A 21,206-nucleotide genomic window follows, 5' to 3' on the forward strand; every position below is an offset into this window, starting at 1 on the left:
ATCGCGCCATGGCATCCGCTGAACTGATCCGGATCGTGTCCCGCTCCTCCCCGATGGCGCTGGCCCAGGTGGAGCGGGTGCGGGCCGAACTGGCCGCGCTGTTCCCCGGGATCGTCACCGAGGTGGTGCCCGTCACCACCTCGGGCGACCGCTGGATGGGGGATCTCGCGGCCCTCGGCGGCAAGGGCGCGTTCACCAAGGAGGTGGACGCCGCGCTGCTGGCCGGGGAGGCCGACCTCGCCGTGCACTGCCTCAAGGACGTGCCCGCCGACCGCCCGCTGCCGGCCGGCACGGTGTTCGCCGCCTACCTGCGCCGCGACGACATCCGCGACGCCCTGGTCCACCCGGGCGGGCTGACCCTGGATGAACTGCCCGCCGGTGCCCGGATCGGCACCTCCTCGGTGCGCCGGATCGCCCAGCTCGCCGCCTCCCACCCGCACCTGGAGTGCGTGCCGATGCGCGGCAACGCCAACAGCCGGCTGGCCAAGCTGGACGCCGGCGAGGCCGACGCGCTGCTGCTCGCCGTCTCCGGGCTGGAGCGGATCGAACTGCCGGGGCGGATCAGCGAGATCCTCTCCGTCGACGTGATGTGCCCGCCGATCGGCGCCGGGATCCTGGCCCTGCAGTGCCGGGAGGACGACACCGCCACGATCGGGACGGTGGCCGGCCTCGGCCACCGCGACACCTGGCGCGAGGCGACCGCCGAGCGGATGTTCCTGCACGTCCTCCAGGGCCACTGCAACTCGCCGATCGCCGGCTACGCCAAGGCCGAGCCGGACGGCCGGCTGTCCATGCGCGGGCGGGTCTTCTCGCCCGACGGCAAGCGGATCCTGGACGCGCACGAGTGGGCCGGCGCGCTCGACCCGGAGGACCTCGGCACGGCCACCGCCCTGGCCCTCAAGCGGCAGGGCGCCCAGGAGCTGATCGGCGGCATCCCGCACTGACCGGGTGCCGGGGGCTCATTCGCGGGCGCGCGGCGGGAACAGCGCGGTGAGCCGCGGGAGTGCGGCCGGCCCGGCCGCGGGCGGCCCGTCCTCGGGCTCGGGCCACAGCGGGCTGTCGTCGCCCAGGGCGGCGAGGGCGTCCTCCAGGCCGTCCCCGCCGGTGGACTGCTCGTAGGCCTCGGCCGCCGCGTAGTCGAGCACCTCCCACTCGGGCCACTCGGCGTTGGACCAGGTGTCGGGGCGGCGCCCCGCCAGCCGCCGCACCTCGGGGACGTCGGCGAGCGAGTCCGGGTCGGTGACGGCCCGCCGGAAGGCCTCCCGGCCGAGGCCGATCAGCCAGGCCTGGAAGTACCAGAACCCGTCGTCGGAGCACCGGCCGCCCTGGATCACGCTTGCCGCCTCCCACAGCTGCGGGGTGCCGGCCGGGACGCGCAGCTCGTCCAGCGTGAGCTGGAAGGCGAGGATCTCCTCCACCGGCCGCCGGGCGAGCCGCGCCGCCAGCCAGTCGGCGCGCAGGCAGCCGGCGGGGCTGTGCTGCCGGGCTCCCTCGATCAGGGTCCAGAACTCGTTCTCGTCCGTCATACCGGCACTCTCGCCGCAGGCACTGACAGCGGCCGCTTGACCTCAACCGGACTTCAGGTCGGAGGATGGCCGGACCGGAGTGCCAGTGATCAGGGCGGGAGCGTCATGCGCGCAGTGTGGTTGAAGGAGTTCGGCGGGCCCGAGGTGCTGTCCGAGGGCGAGGCGGTGCGGCCGCTGCCCGGGCCGGGGCAGGTGCTGGTCGAGGTGGTGTACGCCAACATCACCTTCGTCGAGACGCAGTTCCGCGCCACCGGCCGGGGACCGTTCACGGCCCGGCCGCCGATGGTCCCCGGCAACGGCGTCGGCGGGGTCGTCACCGAGGTCGGACCAGGGGTGGACCCGGGGCTGCTCGGCCGGCGGGTGGTCGGCTCCACCGGGGGCTCCGGCGGCTACGCCGAGTACGCGCTCGCCCCCGCCGACGGGCTGTACCCCGTGCCCGAGGGGCTCGCGCTGGACGAGGCCCTCGCGCTGCTCGCCGACGGCCGGACGGCCGTGCTCCAGCTCGACGCCGCCGCCGTCAAACCGGGCGACCGGGTGCTGGTGGAGGCGGCGGCCGGCGGGGTGGGCAGCCTGCTGGTGCAGCTGGCCCGCGCCGCCGGCGCCACCGTGGTGGCCGCCGCGGGCGGGGAGCACAAGCTGGCGGTGGCCCGGGACCTGGGCGCGGCCGAGACCGTCGACTACCGGCGGACCGGCTGGGCGGAACGAGTCCCGCCGGTCGACGTGGTGTTCGACGGGGTCGGGGGAACGGTCGGCCGGGCCGCCTTCGAGCTGCTCCGGCCCGGCGGACGGATGGTCAGCTACGGCCTGGCGAGCGGCGAGTGGGCCGGGATCGAGGAGGGCGCCGCGGCGGCCCGCCAGGTCACCCTGATCAGCCCGGTGCCGTCGCCCGCGCTGGTCCGCCGGGCCACCGGCCTCGCGCTCGGTGAGGCGGCCGCGGGCCGGCTGCGCCCGCTGATCGGCCAGCGGTTCCCGCTGGCCCGGGCGGCCGACGCGCACGCCGCCATCGAGTCCCGGGCCACGCTCGGCAAGACCCTGCTGGAGGTCCACCCCGTCGCCGGCTGACGGCGACGCCCGACCCGCCGGAGGTCCGTCCGCCCCCACCGACCGTCACCTCGCCCTGGTGCGACGGCGATCCGGGGGCGGGCCGGCGGCGGCGCCGGCCGCCTCGTCCGGGTGATCGCCGACCCGGCCTGGCTCGGCCCCGGGACGACCCCTTATGGTGGCGAACAGGGCGTGGCTCGGATGCCACAGTGGACAGCGGGACGTCGCTCGGCGGCGGGCGGGGCGGTGACCGGTAGTGGCGGACGTGACGACGACGCCTGGCGGCGGCGAGTGGCGGCCCTTCGGCCCCGACGAGACCGTGGCCTTGCCCAACCCCGCCCCTGACGAGCTGTTGGCGGAGCGGACCCTGCCACTGCCTCCGCCGCAGATCCCGCCGCAGCCGCAGACGGCGCCCACCGCGGCGGCCTCCACCGGCTGGACGACGACGATGCCCGCCGTCCAGCTCCCGCCGCCGGTACCGCCGACCGCCCCCGCGTCCGTCCCCGGCCCGGCCTCCGCGCCGGACCAGCCCGGCGGGCGCGGGCCGCGCGGCCGGATCCTGGTCGTCGAGGGCGGCTACGGCGGCGCCGGCCGCCGGCCGTGGGGCCGCGGCGGCTCGGGTCAGGCTCCGGTGCTGTCGGCGATGCTCGCCGCCGTACCGCCGCAGATGCTGCTCGTCGCCGACGGCGTCGACGCCGTCCACCTGCCCGGCGCGAGCGACCCGCAGAGCGTGCTCGCCCACCTGCGGGCGGCGTCCCGGCACCCCGGCCCGCTGCTGGTGCACCTCGGCGGGCACCTGATCGCCGACCGCCGAAGCGGCCAGCTGCACCTGACACTGCGTGACGCCAAGGCGGGCGAGAGCCTGCCCTGGCAGGCCCTGGCCGCCGAACTGCGCCACCGGCCGGTGGAGTGGGACACCCTGGTGATCGCCGACCTGAGCGCCGACCAGGCGGCCATGCCGCAGGTGCAGAGCGCGATCACCCCGCTGGTCGACGGCGTCCCGCTGTGGGCCGCCGTCAGCGTCGACCCCGAGCAGATCGGCACCTTCACCCGGGCCCTGATCGAGGCCCTGCACGGCGGCCGCCCGGGCCTCGAAGCGGTGCTGACACCCGAGCAGGTGCGCCAGCAGGTGCACTCGGTGCTGCGCGCCGACGTGGTGACGGTGACGGCGCACGCCGCCGACCGCCCGATCTTCCGCAACACCGCCCGGCAGATCGGCGGCGGGGAGCCACGCCCGTACGAGGGCCCGCGCCCGGCGGCCGTCATGCCCAAGCCCCAGCCCCGGGTGGCCCGGCCGACGGCACGCCAGCCCGAGCCGGTCGCGGCGCCGCAGCCCACGCCCGAGCAGGCCCGGCGGGCGCGGGTGCCGGTCTCGCTGTTCAAGCCGGACGTCCCGCTGACGCCCCGGCGGATCCGACCGGTCACCCTGGAGAAGACCGAGGGCGGGCCGGCGGAGCCGGCGGTCACGCTCGCCAAGAAGGCGGCCGCGGCCGCCCCGGCGCCCGCGGTGCGGCTCGACAAGCCGTCCGCGCCGGTGGACCGGTCCGCGGACTCCGCCGCAGGGCAGGACGCCGACCGGTCCGCCGACGAGCCGGCGGTCGACCCGGTGGCGGTCTACCGCGAGGAGATCGGCCTGATCGTCCGCTTCGCGGACAACGGCGACCACACCACGGCCGGCGGCCTGGCCCGCGACCTGGAGGAGCGGGCGGTGACGGCCTTCGGGCCGGTCGCACCGCTGGTGCTGCAGGTGCGTCAGGTGCGTGCCCACGTGTCCCGGCTCGCCGGCCGCCCGGCCGTGGCCGCCGACCTGTACCGCGAGGTCGCGCTGACCCTGCTGCGCACCGAGGGCCCGGACCACCCGGACACCCAGCAGGCGGCCACCAACGCCGAGGCCTGCTGGCGGGCGATCAAGAGCCCGGCCGAGGCCATCGGTGTCGCGCCGGACATCATCGAGCTCCGCGCCCACCTGCCCGGCCCGGACGGCCGCAAGCTACGGGCCTCCGAGCGCTATCTGCGCCAGCTGGTCGAGGCCAAGGCCGCGGCCGAGGCGCTCGACGAGGCGGCCGCGGAGCCGGCCTCCGCCTTCGGGGACTGACGGGCGGCGGCCGTTCTGCCGCGAGGGGCCCGCGGGGCGCGGCCCGGACGGCCCGGGCCCGCGCCCCGCGGGGTGGCTCAGCGCCCGGCGAGCGCGCGCACGAAGCGGTTGCCGTCGATGGTGCCGAGGCCGGACGCCAGGTCGTAGCCCTTGGCGGCCTGGTAGCCCGTCACCACGTCCCAGGAGTTGTCGCCGGTGGTGACGTCGGTGATGCCGCTCCACTGCGAGGGCAGCGCAGCGAGCCCGTACAGCCGCCAGTTGAGCTGCCCGAGGCGGTGCCCGGCCAGCTGGTCGGCCAGCGCGACGATCCCGGAGAAGATCGGGGTGGCCTCACTGGTACCGCCGGTCAGGTGCCAGCCGACCCGCAGCGGGTCGTAGGACTCGTACGTCCAGGCGGCGCCGTCCACGGCCGCGCTCATGCTGATGTCCGGGGTGCCGCGGTGGTTGCCGGTGACCTTGGCCACGCCGAGCTGGTACCAGGGGCGGGAGAAGACGCCCGAGACGCCGCCGCCGGCCGCGCCGTAGTCGTCGTGCCAGACCTTGTCGGGCGCGGTGCGCCTGCCGTCGTTGTCCAGGGTCAGCTGGGTGCCGCCGATCGAGGTGACCAGCGGGTCGGAGGACGGCCAGGAGTTGACCTTGTACGGGTACAGGTCGCTGCCGTTCTCCATCGCGTCGGTCGCACCGGCGTCGCCGGAGGCGGCGAGCACGGTGACGTCCTTGGCGGCCGCCGCCTGGAAGGCGTAGCGCAGGTCGGTCAGGGACGTGAAGTTCCCCTGGGCGAAGCCGGGGAAGGTGTTCTCGGTGGCGCCGAAGCTCTGCGAGATGACGTCGGCCCGGCCGGACTTGATCAGGGCCTTCTCGGCGTCCATCATCTCGGGCAGGCCGGTGACGCCCTCGGTCTCGGCGACGCCGGTCTCCACCAGGATGATGTGGGCGTCGGGTGCGACGGCGTGCGCGTACTCGACGTCGAGGGTGGTCTCGCCGGCCCAGCCGGTGTGCTCCCCGTTGGTCGGGTCGAAGGGCGGGACGTCGCCCCACCTGACCACCTCGACCTGGGTGTCCGGGATGCCCCACTGCTTGTCGAAGACCTCCAGGTCGTGCTGGATGGTCGGGGAGCCGAAGGAGTCGACGATGACGATGGTCCGGCCCTTGCCGGTGACGCCCTCCCGGTAGAGCGGCCCGAGGTTGTACGCCGTCCGGTACTGCAGCGGCGAGTAGCAGTGGATCGCGAGCTTCGCCAGGCAGTCCGAGGTCGATATCGGGGCGGCCAGGGCCGCCCGGCTGATGTGGCCGCTGGAGGCGGGCCGCACATGGACCGCGGCCTGCCCGGCCGGGTGACCGGCCGCCGTGGCGGTCACGGTCTGCGCGGTGGCGGTGGCACCGGTGAGGGCGGTGGCCCCGACGGCGAACAGCGCCAGGGCGCGCGCGGTGACGGAGCGTCGGGTACCCGCGGTGGCGGGGGTGATGCCCATGGGACTCCTCGGGAGGGTGGGGCCGGCCGAGCCGGCCGGCCCCCATATCCCATCGGCAGGGGAGCGGGCGTTCCATAGTCAGACCGGGGCCGTCCGGATGGTCCCTGCAGGCCACCCGATCGGGTAAAGCCCAGCCCCGCTGTTGGTAACCCTCCTGCTCAGCCCGTCAGCTGACGAAAAGTCAGCGCGCACCGCCGTTCACGTAGAGGGTCTGCCCGCTGACGTACGAGGACTCCTCGCTGGCCAGGAAGGCGACCACCGAGGCGATCTCCTCCGGCTGCCCGACCCGCCGCAGCGGTGTGCGTTCGGCGACCTGGGCCTGGTGCTCCTCCGCCGACGCGCCGACCCGCTCGGCGGTGGCGGCCGTCATCGAGGTGGCGATGTAGCCGGGGGCGACCGCGTTGACGTTGATGTTGAACGGCCCGAGCTCGATCGCCAGGGTCGCGGTCAGCCCCTGGATGCCGGCCTTGGCGGCGGCGTAGTTGGCCTGGCCGCGGTTGCCTAGCGCGGAGCGCGAGCTGAGCGAGACGATCTTGCCGTACTTCTGCTTCACCATGTACTTCTGCGCCACGTGGCTGCAGTTGTAGGCGCTGGTCAGGTTGACCGTCAGGACGGCGTCCCAGTCGCCCTTGGCCATCTTGAAGAACAGGTTGTCCCGGGTGATCCCGGCGTTGTTGACCAGGATGTGCAGACCGCCGAGGTCCGCGGCGACCGCCGCGAAGACCGCCTCCACCGCGTCGTAGTCGGCGACGTCGCAGCCGTACGCCTTCGCGGTGCCGCCCTTGGCGGTGATCGCGTCGACGGTCTCCTGCGCCCGCTCGGCGGTGAGGTCGAGCACGGCCACGGCCGCGCCCTCCTCGGCCAGCCGTCGCGCGGTGGCCGCGCCGATGCCCTGGGCGGCGCCGGTGACCACGGCGACCTTGCCTGCGAAACGAGTCACGGAAATCTCCTTGCTGGATCTGGCTGGATCTGGGGTGTTCAGGCGTTCTCGACCAGGACGGCGGTGCCCTGGCCGACCCCGACGCACATGGTCGCCAGGCCGCGCCGGGCGCCGGTGCGGCGCATCCGGTGCAGCAGGGTGGTGAGGATCCGGGCGCCCGAGCCGCCCAGCGGGTGGCCGAGCGCGATCGCGCCGCCGGACGGGTTGACCAGCTCCGGGTCGAAGCCCAGCTCCCTGACGCAGGCGAGCGCCTGGGCGGCGAAGGCCTCGTTGAACTCGGCCTCCTCGACGTCCTCGACCGACCAGCCCAGGCGGTCCAGCACCTTGCGGGTGGCGGGTACCGGGCCGATGCCCATGACATCCGGGTGGACGCCCGCCGAGGCGCCCGCCGCGTACCGGCCGAGCGGCTCCAGCCCCAGATCGTTCAGCGCCTGCTCGCTCACCAGCAGGAGTGCGGCGGCGCCGTCGTTCATCGGCGAGGCGTTGCCCGCGGTGACGGTGCCGCCGGGCCGGAAGGCGGGCTTCAGCCCGGCCAGCCGCTCCAGCGTGGTGTCCTCGCGGATGGACTCGTCCCGGGTGACCGTCACCCCGTCCGGGCGCTCGACCGGCAGCAGTTCGGCGTCGAAGTGCCCGTCCTTGCGGGCCGCCGCCGCCCGCCGGTGGCTGCGCAGCGCGAAGGCGTCCTGGTCCTCGCGGCTGACGCCGTGGCGGGCGGCGACCTCCTCGGCCGTCTCGCCCATCGACAGCACGCCGTGCAGGTCCTTCATCCGGGGGTTGGTGAGCCGCCAGCCGAGCCGGGTGTCGAAGGTCTCGATCCGGTGCGGCAGCGCCTCGTCCGGGCGGGGCAGCACGAACGGCGCCCGGCTCATCGACTCGCAGCCGCCCGCGACCACGATCTCGGCCTCGCCGGAGCCGATCGCCCGGGCGGCGGTGGTGACCGCCTCCATGCCGGAGGCGCACAGCCGGTTGAGGGTGGCGCCGGGGACCGACTCGGGCAGGCCGGCCAGCAGGACGGCCATCCGGGCCAGGTTGCGGTTGTCCTCGCCGGCCTGGTTGGCGGCGCCCCAGTAGACGTCGTCGATCCTGGCCGGGTCGAGGCCGGGGACCTCGTCGAGCAGGCCGCGCAGCACGGCGGCCGACAGGTCGTCGGGGCGGACGGTGGACAGCGCACCGCGCAGCCGCCCGATCGGGGTGCGGCGGGCGGCGGCGAAGTAGACAGGGCGCACTTCTTCGGGCTCCTTATCCGGGAGGGATGGTTCTCAGAACGCGCTGACGCCGGTCAGCGCGCGGCCGATCAGCAGCTTGTGGATCTGGCTGGTGCCCTCGTAGAGGGTCATCACCCGGGCGTCGCGCAGCAGCTTGCCGACCGGGTACTCGTCGATGAAGCCGTAGCCGCCGAAGACCTGGAGCGCGTTGTTGGCGGCCCGGACGGCGGCCTCGCTCGCGTACAGCTTGGCGACCGAGGACTCGGTGGCGAACGGCAGCCCGCGCTCGATGTGGTCCGCGACCCGCCAGGTCAGCAGGCGGGCGGCGGCCACGTCCACGGCGATGTCGGAGATCAGCTCCTGGACCAGCTGGTGCGAGGCGATCGGCGCGCCGAACTGCTCGCGCTCCTTCGCGTATCCGACCGCCGCGTCCAGGCAGGCCTGGGCGATGCCGACACAGCCGGCGGCGACCGACATCCGGCCCTTGGCCAGCGCGGACATCGCCACGCCGAAGCCCTTGCCCTCGGCCCCGAGCCGGGCGCTGTCGGGGACCCGGACGGCGTCCAGGTTCAGCTCGGCGGTGGCCTGACCGCGCAGGCCGAGCTTGCCGTGGATCGGCGTCCGCCCGAAGCCCGGCAGGTCGGTGGGGACGAGGAAGGCCGTGATGCCCCGGTGGCCGGCCTCGCCGGTGCGGGCGAAGACCAGCGCGACGTCGGCCCAGGTGCCGTTGGTGATGAACATCTTGGCGCCGGTGATCAGCCAGCCGTCGCCGTCCCGGACCGCGCGGGTGGTGAGGTTGGCGGCATCCGAACCGGTGCCGGGCTCGGTGAGGGCGAAGCAGCCGAGCGCCTCGCCGGAGGTCAGCCGGGGCAGCCAGTGCCGCTTCTGCTCCTCGGTGCCGTGCGCGTTGACCGACTTGGCGACCAGGCCGAGGGTGACCGAGACGATGCCGCGCACCGCCGAGTCGCCGCGGCCCAGCTCCTCCAGGACCAGGCAGTACGCGAGGTGGTCGCCGCCGCTGCCGCCGTACTCCTCCGGGATGGTCAGGCCGAGGAAGCCGAGCTTCGCCAGCCTGCCGACGATCGCGCGGTCGACGGACTCGGCGCGGTCCCAGTCGGCCGCGTACGGGGCGATCTCGCGGTCGGTGAAGGAGGCGGCCAGTTCGCGGACGGCAGCCTGTTCCTCGGAGAGTTCCAGGTTCATGGCGGCGGACACCTCGATAAACTAGCGCTGCAAGTTTTATCCGGACTCTAACCCGCGCCGCCCGTGCTGCAAAGGGCCCCTGCCAGAATGTCGATCAACCCACCCGACCGGAGGAGGCGAGCGTGGCCCGACCCCGCACACCCCTGCTGAGCCGCGAGCGCATCGTCACCGCCGCGCTCGCCCTGGTCGACGCCGAGGGCCTGGACGCGCTCTCCACCCGCCGGCTGGCCACCCTGCTCTCGGTCAGCGGGCCCTCGCTCTACAACCACTTCGCCACCAAGGACGACCTGCTGGACGCCGTGGTCGACAGCGTCATGGGCGAGGTCGACCTGTCGATGTTCGACGGCGGGGCCCCCTGGCACACCGCCCTGCGCGACTGGGCCCGCTCCTACCGCGCCGCGCTCGCAGCCCACCCCAACGTCGTCCCGGTGCTCGCCCAGGGCCCCGGCCGGCGCCCCAACGCCCTGCGGCTGGCCGACGCGGTCTTCGGCTGCCTGGTCGACGCCGGCTGGCCGCGCGGCCAGGCCACCAGGATCGGCGCGCTGATGCGCTACTTCATCACCGGCTCGGCGCTCGGCTCCTTCGCCGCGGGCTTTCCCGAGGACGCCCAGCTCTACGCCGCCGACTACCCGCACCTCGGCGAGGCCCACCTGCTGGCGGAGCACCGGCGGCGGATCGACGAGGGTGCCTTCGAGACCGGCCTGGAGGCCCTGCTGGACGGGCTCGACCTGCGCTTCCGGCGCCAGGCCGCGCCGGAGGCGCCGGGCTCGCCGGGCTGACGCCCGCGGGCGTCAGGAGCGGCGCGGCCCGGCGCTACACCCGGGCGAACGACACCAGGGCGGCCCGGATCTCCGCGGCGGGGTCGTCCTCGTGGTAGATCCGCTCGCTCGCCTCGATACCGTCCAGGAACTCCTGGTACCGCACGGCGTACGACACGTGCATCAGCGGCTCGGCGAGCCGCAGCGCCCGTTGCGGATCACTGCCCGGAGCCAGCCCGGACCAGGCGCGCACCCAGGCGTCCCGGACGTCCGCCCACCGCTCGGGGCCGAGGAAGTCGCAGGGGCGCAGCCCGTCGAAGGCGGGGTGCCCGAGGTGCGCGTCCGAGAAGTCGACGGCCACCGTCCGTCGGCCGTCGGACCGCCAGTTGCCGGGGTGGAAGTCCCCGTGCAGCACCGTCACCGGCAGCCCGCAGGCGTCCAACCGCTGCACCAGCGAGGGTAGTTCGTCGGCCAGCCGGCGGGCCGCGGTGAGCTCCGCGGAGGCCAGCCCGGTCACCGCGCCGCAGGCCAGCAGCTCCCGGAACCGGCCGACCAGCGCGTGCGGGGAACGGTCGGGCAGACCGGGGACCGCGGGTGCGCCGGCCAGTGCGGCCTGGGCCGCGGCCCAGCGGCCCACCACGGCCAGCATCGCGTCGTCCGGAACACCCCAGCAGTCCTCGCCGGGGACGTGCTCCAGCAGGATCCGGCAGCCGTCCGAGCCCAGCACCACCGGGACCAGCTCCGGGTCGACGGCGCCGAAGGCGGCGATCACCGCGGCCTCGCCCACCGCGAACCGGGGAGTGGTCTTCAGCCAGGCCGGCCCGGCGGCGGTCGGGATCCGGAACAGGCCGGAGAGGTTCCAGCTCTTCACCTGCGCCACCGGGCCGGTAGCCGGGCGGCCGCGGTCGGCCAGCGTCCGGCCGGCCCAGTCCAGCGCCGAGCGCAGCCCGTCCGGGGTGGCCCAGTCGGCCCGCAGCGGGTCCTCGGGCAGCCGCCTCCCGGGCGTCGGCCCGCTGCTCTCGGTGGAGGGCGGGGCCGGGTGCCGCGCCGGGCGGCTCAGAGCCTCGGCGTGGTAGGTGACCAGCCCGCCGCTGGCCCCCTCGCCGCCCTCCACCGAGAGCAGCCGCAACACCATGACGGGCACCCCGAACGCGCGCTCCAGACGGGCGGTCACCTCCTCCACCTCCGGCCACCGGGCGGATTCCACCGGAAAGGGTCCGACCTCCCCGAGCCGCTCGCCCCGACATGTCACCAGCACCCTGACGGTGCGCCCCGCTGTCTCGGTCACCGGGGCATTCTCGGCCGGACCGGCGGCGACGGCCACCGGTTTACCGCGGCGCCGCCCGCGCCGCGCCGCCACCGTGGTCACCAGGGATTTCGCGCCAGAAAGGCCGGCCGCAGGTCCGGGTCCACCGGGTCGTAGTAGCGGTGGTAGACCGGGGTGAGCCCGCCCGAGACCGGTGGCACGATCCAGCTCCAGTCCGCCGGGGTCGGCCGGCCGAGCCGCTCCTCCTGGGCGATGTGCCTCAGGAAGCGCTCGGACTCGGTGTGGTGGTCCGCCATGGTCACCCCGGCCTCCTGGAAGGAGTGCAGCACCGCGATGTTGAGCTCGACCAGCGCGCGGTCCCGCCAGAGCGTCCGTGCGGTGGAGGTGTCGAGCCCGAGCCGTTCGGCCACCGCGGTCAGCATGTCGTACCGGTCGGCGTCGGCCAGGTTCCGGGCGCCGATCTCGGTGCCCATGTACCAGCCGTTGAACGGCGCGGTCGGGTAGCGGATGCCGCCGATCTCCAGGGTCATGTCGCTGATCGCCGGGACGGTGTACCAGCGCAGGCCCAACTCCGTGAACCAGCCGTGCTCGGGGTGGCTCAGCCGCACCTCGCGGACCGCGTCGTCCGGCAGTTCGTACCAGCGGGGCTCGGCGTCCGGGCCCGGCTGGATCAGCAGCGGGAGCACGTCGAACCGGCCCTCGCCGCTCTTCCACTGCGACCGCTTCGCCCGGTCGGCGAGTTCGGCCCCGGCCGGATCGCCGACCACCGTGCCGTCGGGCTGCCGGTGCCCGGCGTAGCGCACCAGCTGCTGGTTGAGGATCCGTGGCGCCGGGTGCCCCGGCCGGTCGGGGGCGAAGACCGAGATCACCGGCCGGATCCGGCCGCCGTTGCCGGCCGCCCTGAGGTGCTGGAAACACTGCTCGGCGATCCCGTCCGGCGAATCGACGTGCCGCAGGTCGCGCACCAGCAGGCTGCGCCAGTAGAGCCGGCCGATGCAGCGGGCCGAGTTGCGCCAGGCGACCCGGGCGCCGAAGGCCAGCTCCTCGGCGGTGTGCCGGTAGCTGCCGGTGCGGTCGATCTCCGCCAGCACCTGGCGGATCCGCTCCCGCGGGTCGCCCGAGGCCGGCCGCTCACGGTGGAACTGCCGGACGAACTCCACGGCCTGGGCCGTCATCCGGCCCGGCCCGGGCGGCAGTTCCGGGCCCTCGCCGTGCCGGGGTCCGCGCGGGCCGCCCAGGCCGGAGCTGCCGCCGGTGCCTGTGCTGCCGGTGCCTGCGCTGCCGGTGCCTGCGCTGCCGGTGCCTGCGCCGCCGCCGGAGCCACCGTTGCCGCCGGGGCCGCTGATGTCGTCGGGGCCGGGACGGACATCGTGGACGTCGTGCCGGGAGTGGGCGTAGGGGCAGACCCCGCCCGGAGCTGACTTGCGGGTACGAAGCCGACTGAAGATCAAGAGCACATCCCTCCTGACCACATGGGTACCGGATGTCCGTTCCCGGCCGCAGAGAGTGAGCGATTCGGGCCCGCCCGGTGGTCCTGCGGCGCTAGGGTCTGCCCGGGGTCCCGCCGGGCGCGGGCCGTTCGGACGGTTCGGGCCGGTCGGGGACGGACGCCGAAGGGCGCCCGCCGACCGGCGAGCGCCCTGGGCCTGTCCGGGCGGGGGAACGGGCGGAGGCGTCAGCCCATGTCCTCCAGCCGGACGCCCTTGGTCTCCTTCACGAACCTGGCGACGAAGAAGACCGAGCCGAGTGCGAAGGCGGCGTAGATCGCGTAGGTCGCCGAGAGGTTCCACCGCGACAGCGACGGGAAGCTGACGGTGATCGCCCAGTTGGCGATCCACTGGGCCGAGGCGGCCACCGACAGGGCCGCCGCCCGGATCCGGTTGGGGAACATCTCGCCGAGCATCACCCAGACCACGACGCCCCAGGAGAGCGCGAAGAACAGGACGAAGGCGTTGGCGGCGATCAGCGCCACGGTGCCCTGCAGGTCCGGGACGGAGACGTCGTCCCCGCTCCCGGTGGCGTAGGAGAACGCCCAGGCCGCGGTGGACAGCGACACCGCCATACCGACCGAACCGACCAGGGCCAGCGGCTTGCGGCCGATCCGGTCGACCAGCAGGATCGCGATCACGGTACCGACGATGTTGATGATCGAGCTGGAGAAGCTGATCAGCAGCGAGCTGCTCTGGTCGACACCGACCGACTGCCAGAGGATCGACGAGTAGTAGAAGATCACATTGATGCCGACCAGCTGCTGGAACACCGAGAGGCCGATGCCGGCCCAGACGATCGGCAGCAGGCCGAAGCGCCCGCCGAACAGGTCGCGCAGTCGCGGCCGGTGGTCGGTGGCGATCAGGGTCCGGATCTCCTCGATCCGGGCCTCGGTGTCGATCGCGCCGCCCTCCACCTCGCGGAGCACCGAGCGGGCCTCGTCCAGCCTGCCGGCCGAGATCAGGAAGCGCGGGGACTCGGGGATCAGCGCGGCCAGGACGAAGTAGGCGACGGCTGGCAGGACGCAGATGCCGAGCATCCACTGCCAGGCCTCCAGGCCCAGCAGCCGCCCGCGGGTGTCACCGCCGGCGGCCTCCGCCAGTACCCAGTTCACCAGCTGGGAGATGGCGATGCCGAGTACGATCGCGGCCTGCTGGAAGGAGGCCAACCGCCCCCGGTAGCGGGTCGGGGCCACCTCGGCGATGTAGGTGGGGGCGATCACCGACGCGATGCCGATGGCCGCACCGCCCAGGACCCGCCAGCAGGCCAGGTCCCAGGCGGCGAACGGCAGCATCGAGCCGACCGCGCTGACCCCGAACAGCACGGCGGCCACCTTCATCACCCGGATCCGCCCGTACTTGTCGGCGAACCGGCCGGCCAGCGCCGCACCCACCGCCGAGCCCAGCAGCGCGGAGGAGACGATCAGGCCGGTCACACCGTCACCGACGGCGAACCGGCCCTGGATGCCGGAGACGGCACCGTTGATCACCGAGCTGTCGTAGCCGAACAGGAAGCCGCCGAGGGCGGCGGCGGCCGTGATGAAGATGACGAACCCGAGCCGGTCGAAGGGCTGGGCCTCCGCCTTCACGGACTGTTGGGTGACGCTCACAATGCGACTCCTGAGTACTCAACATTGAGCTTGGCATCGAGAGCGTAGCCCGTGTTAATTCAACTCATGCACTCAGGATCGGGATTTTAGGGGTCTATCGGCATTCTGATTGTTCAAGGCTTGAATGGGTAGGCGGCCCCGGCAGTGTCCGGCGCGGTGTCCGGCGCGGTGTCCGGCGCGGGGCCGCCCAGGTTCGGCTCGGCTCAGCTCACCTCGGCACCGCCAGTGACAGCCCGAACCGTCCCTGCGAGTCCGTCCACCACTCGGACAGCCGCAGGCCCGCCGCCGACAGCTCGTCCGCCACCCGGGTCCGACGGAACTTGGCCGACACTTCCGTACGCATCTCCTCGCCCGCCTCGAAGTGCACCGCCAGGTCCAGCGCCCGGATCTTCACGCTCTGCGCGCGGGTGGAGCGCAGCCGCATCTCGATCCACTCCTGCCGGGCGTCCCAGAGCGCGACGTGCTCGAACTGTGCGGGGTCGAAATCGGCGTCCAGCTCCCGGTTGAGCACCGCCAGGACGTTCTTGTTGAACGCGGCCGTCACACCGGCCGTGTCGTCGTACGCCGCCACCAGGACCTTCGGGTCCTTGACCAGGTCGGTCCCGAGCAGCAGGAAGTCGCCGGGATCCAGCATGCCGCGCAGCGCGGACAGGAACTCGGCGCGCTCCTCCGGCAGCAGATTGCCCAGCGTCCCGCCCAGGAACGCCACGATCTTGGGCCCGGGGCCGGTCGGCAGGTCCAGGCCGTGGGTGAAGTCCGACACCACGGCGTGCACCGCGAGCGAGGGGAACTCGACGGCCAGCGCCTTCCCGGCCGCGTCCAGTGCGCTCTCGCTCACATCCACCGGGACGTAGGTCTCCAGCGTCCCCAGCTCCCGCAGGGCGTCCAGCAGCAACCGGGTCTTCTCGGACGAACCGGAGCCCAGCTCCACCAACGTCCTCGCCTGGGTGATCGCGGCGATCGCCCGCGCCCTGCTCATCAGGATCCCCCGCTCGGCCCGGGTGGGGTAGTACTCCGGCAGCCGGGTGATCTCCTCGAAGAGCTCGCTGCCCCGGGTGTCGTAGAACCACTTGGGCGGCAGGGTCTTGGGACTCGCGGTCAGGCCGTGCTGCACGTCGTGCCGTAGCGCATGGCTGAAGTGGTCGGCGGCCAGGAAACGGGTCAGGTCGTAGGAGCTCACGACGGGTCGTCCTCTCAACTTGTCACTCATCACTCGTCACTCGTCTCTCGCCACTCATGTGCCGGTCGGTCTCGGTACCGGGTACCCGGAACTCGTCGCCCGGAACTCGCCCATCCGTGCGGCGGGCGTCAACTCGGTCTGATCGGGCGGACATCGACACCGTTCCGGTCGGCGGTCAGCAGGGAGCCGTCCGGCACCGCCGTCCAGCCCGGCCCGTCGTCGCCGGGCTCGGAGGCGACCAGGACCGCGCCGCCCGCGCCGCGCTCGGTGCGGTGGAACAGCGTGTCGCCCCAGCTCGTCGCGGCGATCGAGGTGCCGTCGGTCAGCAGCAGGTTGAGCCGCGCCTCGCCGTACCGGGCCAGCGCCCGCACGGTGTCGTCCAGGGCCTCGCCCGGGCTCGCCCCGGCCCGCAGCCGGTGCAGCACCAGGGCCCACACCAGGGCCGAGTCGCTGCGGGCCTCCAGCGCGAGCAGCTCCGCCGGCGGCAGCGCGGCGGCGGCCTTGTCGTACCGCTCGGGCCAGCCGGGCAGCGCGCCGTTGTGGCTGAACAGCCAGCGACCCTCGGCGAACGGCGCTGCCGCGCTCTCACCGGCCGCACAACCCTCGGTGGCCGAGCGGACGGCGGCCAGCAGCGCCCGGGTACGGACCACCCGGGCCAGGTCGGCGAACGACTGGTCGGCCCAGATCGGCCCGGCCCGCCGGTACCGCGCGGGGACGGCGTCGCCCTCGGCGTACCAGCCCACGCCGAACCCGTCCACGTTGACCGTGCCGTACCGCTGCGAGCGCGGCGCCCAGGACTGCCGGTACAGCCCGAACGGCGGATCCACGACCAGCTGCCGGATCGGCACCGGCTCGCCCAGATAGGCGAGGTGGCGGCACATCAGCTGCCGCCCCGGGGTTCGGCGCCGTACCCGTACCCGTACCCGTACCCGTCGTCCACGGAGCAGGCGGTGCGGAACCCGGCGAAGATCTGGCGGCGGATCGGGTAGTCCCAGTTCCGGAAGGTGCCCCGGCAGGCGACCGGCGCCACCGCGAACGACCCACCGCGCAGCACCTTGTACTCGGGCCCGAAGAAGACCTCCGAGTACTCCTTGTACGGCCACGCCCGGAAGCCCGGGTACGGCAGGAAGTCGCTGGCCGTCCACTCCCACACGTCGCCGATCAACTGCCGTGCCCCGTAAGGGGACTGTCCGGCCGGGTAGCTGCCGGCCGGAGCGGGCTGCAGGTGGCGCTGGCCCAGGTTGGCGTGCTCGGGCCCGGGGGCGGCGTCACCCCACGGGAAGCGGCGGGAACGGTCGGCTGCCGGGTCGTGCCGGGCGGCCTTCTCCCACTCCGCCTCGGTCGGCAGCCGCCGCCCGGCCCACCGGGCGTACGCGTCCGCCTCGTACCAACTGACGTGCAGGACGGGCTCCTCGGGCGGGACCGGCTCCACCGCGCCGAATCGTCTGCGCAGCCACTGCCCGCCCTCCTCGGTCCAGAACAGCGGCGCGACCAGATCGGCCCGCATCCGGTGCTGCCAGCCCTCGGGCGTCCACCAGCGCGGTTCCCGGTAGCCGCCGTCGGCGATGAACCGCTGGTAGGCGGCGTTGCTGACGGGGGTGGTGTCGAGGCGGAAGGCCGGCAGGTCGACCCGGTGCGCGGGGCGCTCGTTGTCCAGCGCCCAGGGCTCGGTGTCGGTGCCCATCGTGAACGGCCCGGCCGGAACGAGCACCTCGGCCGGCAGCCGGCCGGCGTCCGCGGGCGGGGCGGGCGGCGGCGCGGTGAGCGCGACCGGGCCCCGGCGCAGCTGATGGGTGATCAGCATGGTCTCGTCGTGCTGCTGCTCGTGCTGGGCGATCAGGCCGAAGGCGAAGCCGTCGGCGAGCAGCGGGGTGCCCTCCAGGGGGCTCGCCGCCAGCAGGTCCAGCACCCGGCCGCGGACGTCGTGCGCGTAAGCGCGGGCCTCCGCGGGCGGCAGCAGCGGGAGGGTCGGGCGCTCGGAGCGCGGGTGCTCGAACGCGTCGTACAGGGGGTCGATCTCGGGGTGCATCGGGTCGCGGCCGCCGACGTTGCGCAGCAGCCACAGCTCCTCCTGGTTGCCGATGTGGGCGAGGTCCCAGACCAGCGGTGACATCAGGGGGGAGTGCTGGGCCGTGAGGTCGTGGTCCTCGACGCAGTCGGTCAGCCGGGCGGTGCGGTCGCGGGCGGCGATCAGCTCGTCGGCGATCAGGTCGCGCAGGGCGCCGGGGGTCGCGGGGGTGGCGCCGGTGGTGGTGCCTGCGGTAGCGCCGGTGGTGGTGCCGGAGGTGGTGCCGGTGGTGGTGCCGGAGGTGGTGCCGGAAGCCGTGGTGGTCGGCCCGGGCCGGTCGGTGTTCAGCACGGTGCGGCCTCCTCGGGTACGGGCAGGGCGCCGGTTCGCAGGGCGTCCAGCTGGTCGTCGGCGGGGCAGCGGCCGCGGGCCGGGTAGCGTTCGGCGAACGCGGTCAGCCGCTCGCGCAGCATTTCGGCGCCCTCGGACCGGGCGAGCGCCCGCTCGGCGGCTCCGAAACAGGCGAGGGCGGCGCGGCGAAGTTCGGGATCGGCCATGCCGAGCACCGCGGCGCGCTGCCACAGGGCGTTGCGCGGGGCATTCACGGTGTAGTCGACATGAGCGCCGACGCGAGCGTTCATTGAACCGCGCACGTTTGTGGTGCGGTGACCATTCACGGAGTGGTGAATGCTGGTGGAGTGGTGAACGTTGCGCTGGTCGTGAGCGTTCGCGCTCGCCTTGGCGTTCACGCCACCGCGATCGTTCGCACTCCCGAAATCGTTCGCACTCCCGCGATCGTTCACGTCGGCGCGATCGTTCACGCCGCCGAGACCGTTCGCACCACCGCGAGCATGCGCGCCGGCGCAACCGTTCACCGCCCCGCGAGCGGTCACGGCATCGAGCGAATGCAGCCGTTCCAGCGCGGCGAAGGCCTCGTCGGCCGCCACCGGATCGTCCAGCAGTGCGCCGACCAGCGCCAGCGGCGTCAGCCAGCCGTCGCCCGGCTGCGCGTCGAGCATCCGCAGCTCCAGGTGACCACGCGGTCGGACCGGCGGGAAGAGCGTGGTGCGGTGGTAGTCGAGATCGGCCAGCGTGGCCGGCCGTTCGCCCGCGCCTCGCAGCCAGTCCCGGAAGGTCAGCCCGGCCGGCGCCGTCCACGGCCGGCCGTCCGGCCGCTGGACGCAGAGCACCTTGGCGTCCAGCACGTACCGCGCCCACGCGGCCCGCGGGTCGCCGTCCGGCGACGGGGCCAGGGTGCGGCTCGGGTCCATCCGCGACCAGACCATCTGCCGGGTCGACCGGTAGCCGGTCGGGCGGCCGTCCAGCAGCGGCGAGTTGGCGAACGCGGCGACCAGTAGCGGGCCCAACTGGTGCACCAGCCGCCAGCGGTCCGCCAGTGCCTGCGGGCCGGTCTCGGTGCCGGCGTCCACGCTGACCTGCACCGAGGCGGTGCCGCACATCATGATCCGGCCCCACGGACCGGCCCGGTCGAAGTACTTCTCCATCGCCACGTACCGGGGATGGGCGAGCTGCATCCGCCGTTCGCGGGCGAGCGGGTCGGTGCCGCTCCCGGTGAGCCGGAGGTCCTGGGTGGCGAAGGCGGCGCGGAGGGCGGCCTGGTCCCGCAGCAGGTCGTTCGCGCAGCGGGTGGGTCCCTCGGCGGGCAGGGAGCTCAGCTCGACCTGGCCGCCGGGTTCGTGGGTGAGGTTGGCACCCGCGGGCAGCAGCGGGCTGTCGGGAGTGCCGGGCAGAGCCGCCAGCGCGGCGGCCGTCCGGCCGGGGTCGATCGGAGCGTCCGGACATCGGGAGTCATGGACGAACCACTCGGTCTCGACCCCGATCAGACGGGGAGGACCGATCTTGAAACAGATGCCGGCCAGATGTTCTTCGGCCGACGCCTCGGTCAATGGGGTCACGCTGGGTGGCGATTCTTGCTGCGCCGTTGCCTGGTGCGGGCGTGCGGGTATCACCGGACTCACCATCCTCGGTTCGCGGTTTGCGGCCCGGTTGTTCCTGCTCAGTCTGCAACGGGGCAAACCTCGCCGCCCCTCAGAGTCTTTCCGCACAGGTCAGGCGGGTGAGCGCGAGCCGCAACCGGTTGAGCGGCAGCGCGTAGTTCATTCGCAGGCCGCCGTGGCCGGCCCGGCCGAACTCGGAACCGTCCGACAGTTCGACGTCACGTTCGGTGAGCAACCGCTCCCGAAGCCGCTCGGGCGGCACCCCGGCCTCCAGCCCCGCGGCCCGCCCCAGCGCGGCGCCGTCCAGCCACATCAGGTACGAGGCCTGCGGCCGCACGGACACCGCTCCACCGAGGGCGGCGACGGCGAGCTCACGGGCCGCCGTCAGATGGTCGAGGAGGCCGTCCAGCCAGGCCTCGCCCTCGGCCAACGCGGCCTGCTGGACCAGCTGTTCCAGCAGGCCGCCCTCCCAGAGACCGTGGCCGGCCATCACCGCGGTCAACCGCTCGCGCAGGCCCTCGTCCGGGACCAGGGCGAAACAGGAGGGGATGCCCGAGGTGTTGAAGGTCTTGCCCACCGAGTTCAGGGTGACGGTGTGCCGGGCCGCCGCGCCGGCCACCGCGACGGCGACCGGATGCCGGGTGCCCGCGTCGGGGTGCGTCAGGTCGCCGTGGACCTCGTCCGAGACCAGCAGGCCGCCGGACTCCGCGGCCAGTTCGGCCAGCGCCCGGATCTCCGAGTGCCGCCACAGCTGCCCGGACGGGTTGTGCGGACTGCTGACCAGCACCACGCCCGGCCGCGGCCAGGCGAACTCCGCCAACGGCAGCCGGTAGCCTTCCGCGTCCCGGACGAACGGCACCTCGCGGTGCGGGAGCCCGGCCGCCCGGCACAGCTGCCCGAAGCCGCCCCACTCCGGCGAGCCGAACACCACCGGCGAGCCGGGCGCCGCGGCCTCCAGCAGCAGCCTGACGGCCGTGCGGGGGCCGAACGGCAGCAGCATCACCCAGTCCGGGTCGATCTCGACGGCGTGCCGGCGGCGGTACCAGTCGGCCACCAGCCGCCGGCCGCCCGGGTCGCAGACGGTGTACCCGAACGCGCCGTGCCGGGCCCTCGCGGCCAGCGCCGCGCCGATCGCGGGTGGGCCGGGCAGGTCCATGTCCGCGAGACCGAGCGCGATCCGTCCGGCACCGGCGCGGGCCCACTTGCTGCTGCCCGTCCCGCTGCGGTCGAACGCCTCGAACACGGCTGCTCCCTCCGGACGGTGCCCCCGCCGGGCCCACGCTACCCGGGTCTACCCGGGCCTACCCGGGCCACCAGGGATACACGCGCCACCGTCGCCACCTGCGCCGCCACCGCCCGTGCCGCCACCGCCCGCGCCGCCTGCCGGACGCCGACGAGGTCGGGGCGCGCGAGCGCGTACCCTGCCGACCTGATCGGGCCACGGCCCGGTCGAGCG

At 74.2% G+C, this 21,206-nt stretch carries 17 protein-coding genes; 4 read left to right on the forward strand and 13 right to left on the reverse strand.

The annotated features are described in order from the left end of the window. Positions 1-8: 8 nt before the first annotated feature. Positions 9-944 (forward strand): hydroxymethylbilane synthase, encoded by a 936-nt coding sequence (gene hemC, locus OG871_RS29820; RefSeq protein ID WP_371501045.1) that lies wholly within the window; start codon positions 9-11, stop codon positions 942-944. Between the two features lie 15 nt (positions 945-959). On the opposite strand, the gene OG871_RS29825 is transcribed toward hemC, so the two are convergent. After that, on the reverse strand, positions 960-1,526 hold the full coding sequence (locus OG871_RS29825) for a DUF4240 domain-containing protein (protein ID WP_371501047.1): 567 nt from the start codon (positions 1,524-1,526) through the stop codon (positions 960-962). A gap of 105 nt (positions 1,527-1,631) precedes the next feature. On the opposite strand from OG871_RS29825, the gene OG871_RS29830 reads away from it, so the two are divergent. Both OG871_RS29830 and OG871_RS29835 read left to right on the forward strand, forming a co-directional pair. Continuing rightward, positions 1,632-2,588, forward strand: a complete 957-nt coding sequence (locus tag OG871_RS29830) for a zinc-binding dehydrogenase (protein WP_371501049.1) — start codon at positions 1,632-1,634, stop codon at positions 2,586-2,588. Between the two features lie 244 nt (positions 2,589-2,832). Continuing rightward, on the forward strand, positions 2,833-4,662 hold the full coding sequence (locus OG871_RS29835) for a hypothetical protein (RefSeq protein WP_371501050.1): 1,830 nt from the start codon (positions 2,833-2,835) through the stop codon (positions 4,660-4,662). Positions 4,663-4,739: 77 nt separating this feature from the next. Here OG871_RS29835 and OG871_RS29840 read toward each other — a convergent pair whose 3' ends face one another. From OG871_RS29840 to OG871_RS29855, 4 genes are all read right to left on the reverse strand, one after another. Beyond that, on the reverse strand, positions 4,740-6,134 hold the full coding sequence (locus OG871_RS29840; protein ID WP_371501052.1) for a S8 family serine peptidase: 1,395 nt from the start codon (positions 6,132-6,134) through the stop codon (positions 4,740-4,742). 181 nt (positions 6,135-6,315) lie between these two features. Next, positions 6,316-7,074, reverse strand: a complete 759-nt coding sequence (gene fabG / locus OG871_RS29845) for a 3-oxoacyl-ACP reductase FabG (protein ID WP_371501054.1) — start codon at positions 7,072-7,074, stop codon at positions 6,316-6,318. A 38-nt stretch (positions 7,075-7,112) separates the two neighbouring features. Then, complete coding sequence (locus OG871_RS29850) at positions 7,113-8,300, reverse strand: acetyl-CoA C-acyltransferase (RefSeq protein WP_371501056.1); 1,188 nt, start codon at positions 8,298-8,300, stop codon at positions 7,113-7,115. A 33-nt stretch (positions 8,301-8,333) separates the two neighbouring features. Beyond that, positions 8,334-9,482 carry an acyl-CoA dehydrogenase family protein gene (locus tag OG871_RS29855; protein WP_371501058.1) on the reverse strand — a complete coding sequence of 383 codons (1,149 nt, stop codon included), beginning with the start codon at positions 9,480-9,482 and terminating at the stop codon, positions 8,334-8,336. A gap of 122 nt (positions 9,483-9,604) precedes the next feature. Here OG871_RS29855 and OG871_RS29860 point away from each other — a divergent pair, with 122 nt between their 5' ends. Then, entirely contained in the window at positions 9,605-10,261 is a 657-nt protein-coding gene (locus OG871_RS29860; RefSeq protein ID WP_371501060.1) for a TetR/AcrR family transcriptional regulator, read from the forward strand. 34 nt (positions 10,262-10,295) lie between these two features. Here the strand turns inward: OG871_RS29860 and OG871_RS29865 are convergent, their stop codons facing one another. The 8 genes from OG871_RS29865 to OG871_RS29900 all read right to left on the reverse strand — a co-directional run bounded on the left by OG871_RS29865 (position 10,296) and on the right by OG871_RS29900 (position 20,993). Further along, positions 10,296-11,528, reverse strand: a complete 1,233-nt coding sequence (locus OG871_RS29865; protein WP_371501062.1) for an aminoglycoside phosphotransferase family protein — start codon at positions 11,526-11,528, stop codon at positions 10,296-10,298. Positions 11,529-11,605: 77 nt separating this feature from the next. Beyond that, positions 11,606-12,682 carry a nitric oxide synthase oxygenase gene (locus tag OG871_RS29870; RefSeq protein ID WP_371503468.1) on the reverse strand — a complete coding sequence of 359 codons (1,077 nt, stop codon included), beginning with the start codon at positions 12,680-12,682 and terminating at the stop codon, positions 11,606-11,608. Positions 12,683-13,182: 500 nt separating this feature from the next. Continuing rightward, positions 13,183-14,604, reverse strand: a complete 1,422-nt coding sequence (locus tag OG871_RS29875) for a sugar porter family MFS transporter (RefSeq protein WP_371501064.1) — start codon at positions 14,602-14,604, stop codon at positions 13,183-13,185. 208 nt (positions 14,605-14,812) lie between these two features. Further along, the gene (egtD, locus tag OG871_RS29880; protein ID WP_371501066.1) at positions 14,813-15,784 is read right to left on the reverse strand and encodes an L-histidine N(alpha)-methyltransferase; all 972 of its coding nucleotides are present in this window, start codon (positions 15,782-15,784) and stop codon (positions 14,813-14,815) included. A gap of 128 nt (positions 15,785-15,912) precedes the next feature. After that, positions 15,913-16,665, reverse strand: coding sequence for an ergothioneine biosynthesis protein EgtC (gene egtC / locus OG871_RS29885; RefSeq protein ID WP_371501068.1), 753 nt, complete (start codon positions 16,663-16,665; stop codon positions 15,913-15,915). Continuing rightward, positions 16,665-18,002 (reverse strand): ergothioneine biosynthesis protein EgtB, encoded by a 1,338-nt coding sequence (gene egtB, locus OG871_RS29890; protein ID WP_371503469.1) that lies wholly within the window; start codon positions 18,000-18,002, stop codon positions 16,665-16,667. The genes egtC and egtB overlap by 1 nt, the downstream gene beginning before the upstream one ends. A 134-nt stretch (positions 18,003-18,136) precedes the next feature. Continuing rightward, positions 18,137-19,774: an ergothioneine biosynthesis glutamate--cysteine ligase EgtA gene (gene egtA / locus OG871_RS29895; RefSeq protein WP_371501070.1), complete on the reverse strand. Its 1,638-nt coding sequence runs from the start codon at positions 19,772-19,774 to the stop codon at positions 18,137-18,139. A gap of 67 nt (positions 19,775-19,841) precedes the next feature. Continuing rightward, positions 19,842-20,993 (reverse strand): aminotransferase class I/II-fold pyridoxal phosphate-dependent enzyme, encoded by a 1,152-nt coding sequence (locus OG871_RS29900; RefSeq protein ID WP_371501071.1) that lies wholly within the window; start codon positions 20,991-20,993, stop codon positions 19,842-19,844. Between the last annotated feature and the right edge of the window lie 213 nt (positions 20,994-21,206).

It is taken from the genome of Kitasatospora sp. NBC_00374, from assembly GCF_041434935.1.
GTDB lineage: Bacteria > Actinomycetota > Actinomycetes > Streptomycetales > Streptomycetaceae > Kitasatospora.

Coding starts and splice junctions, on each gene's coding strand:
- hemC (WP_371501045.1), top strand. CDS start 9: ATGGCATCCGCTGAACTGATCCGGATCGTGTCCCGCTCCTCCCCGATG.
- OG871_RS29825 (WP_371501047.1), bottom strand. CDS start 1,526: ATGACGGACGAGAACGAGTTCTGGACCCTGATCGAGGGAGCCCGGCAG.
- OG871_RS29830 (WP_371501049.1), top strand. CDS start 1,632: ATGCGCGCAGTGTGGTTGAAGGAGTTCGGCGGGCCCGAGGTGCTGTCC.
- OG871_RS29840 (WP_371501052.1), bottom strand. CDS start 6,134: ATGGGCATCACCCCCGCCACCGCGGGTACCCGACGCTCCGTCACCGCG.
- OG871_RS29855 (WP_371501058.1), bottom strand. CDS start 9,482: ATGAACCTGGAACTCTCCGAGGAACAGGCTGCCGTCCGCGAACTGGCC.
- OG871_RS29870 (WP_371503468.1), bottom strand. CDS start 12,682: ATGACGGCCCAGGCCGTGGAGTTCGTCCGGCAGTTCCACCGTGAGCGG.
- egtC (WP_371501068.1), bottom strand. CDS start 16,665: ATGTGCCGCCACCTCGCCTATCTGGGCGAGCCGGTGCCGATCCGGCAG.
- egtA (WP_371501070.1), bottom strand. CDS start 19,774: ATGGTGAGTCCGGTGATACCCGCACGCCCGCACCAGGCAACGGCGCAG.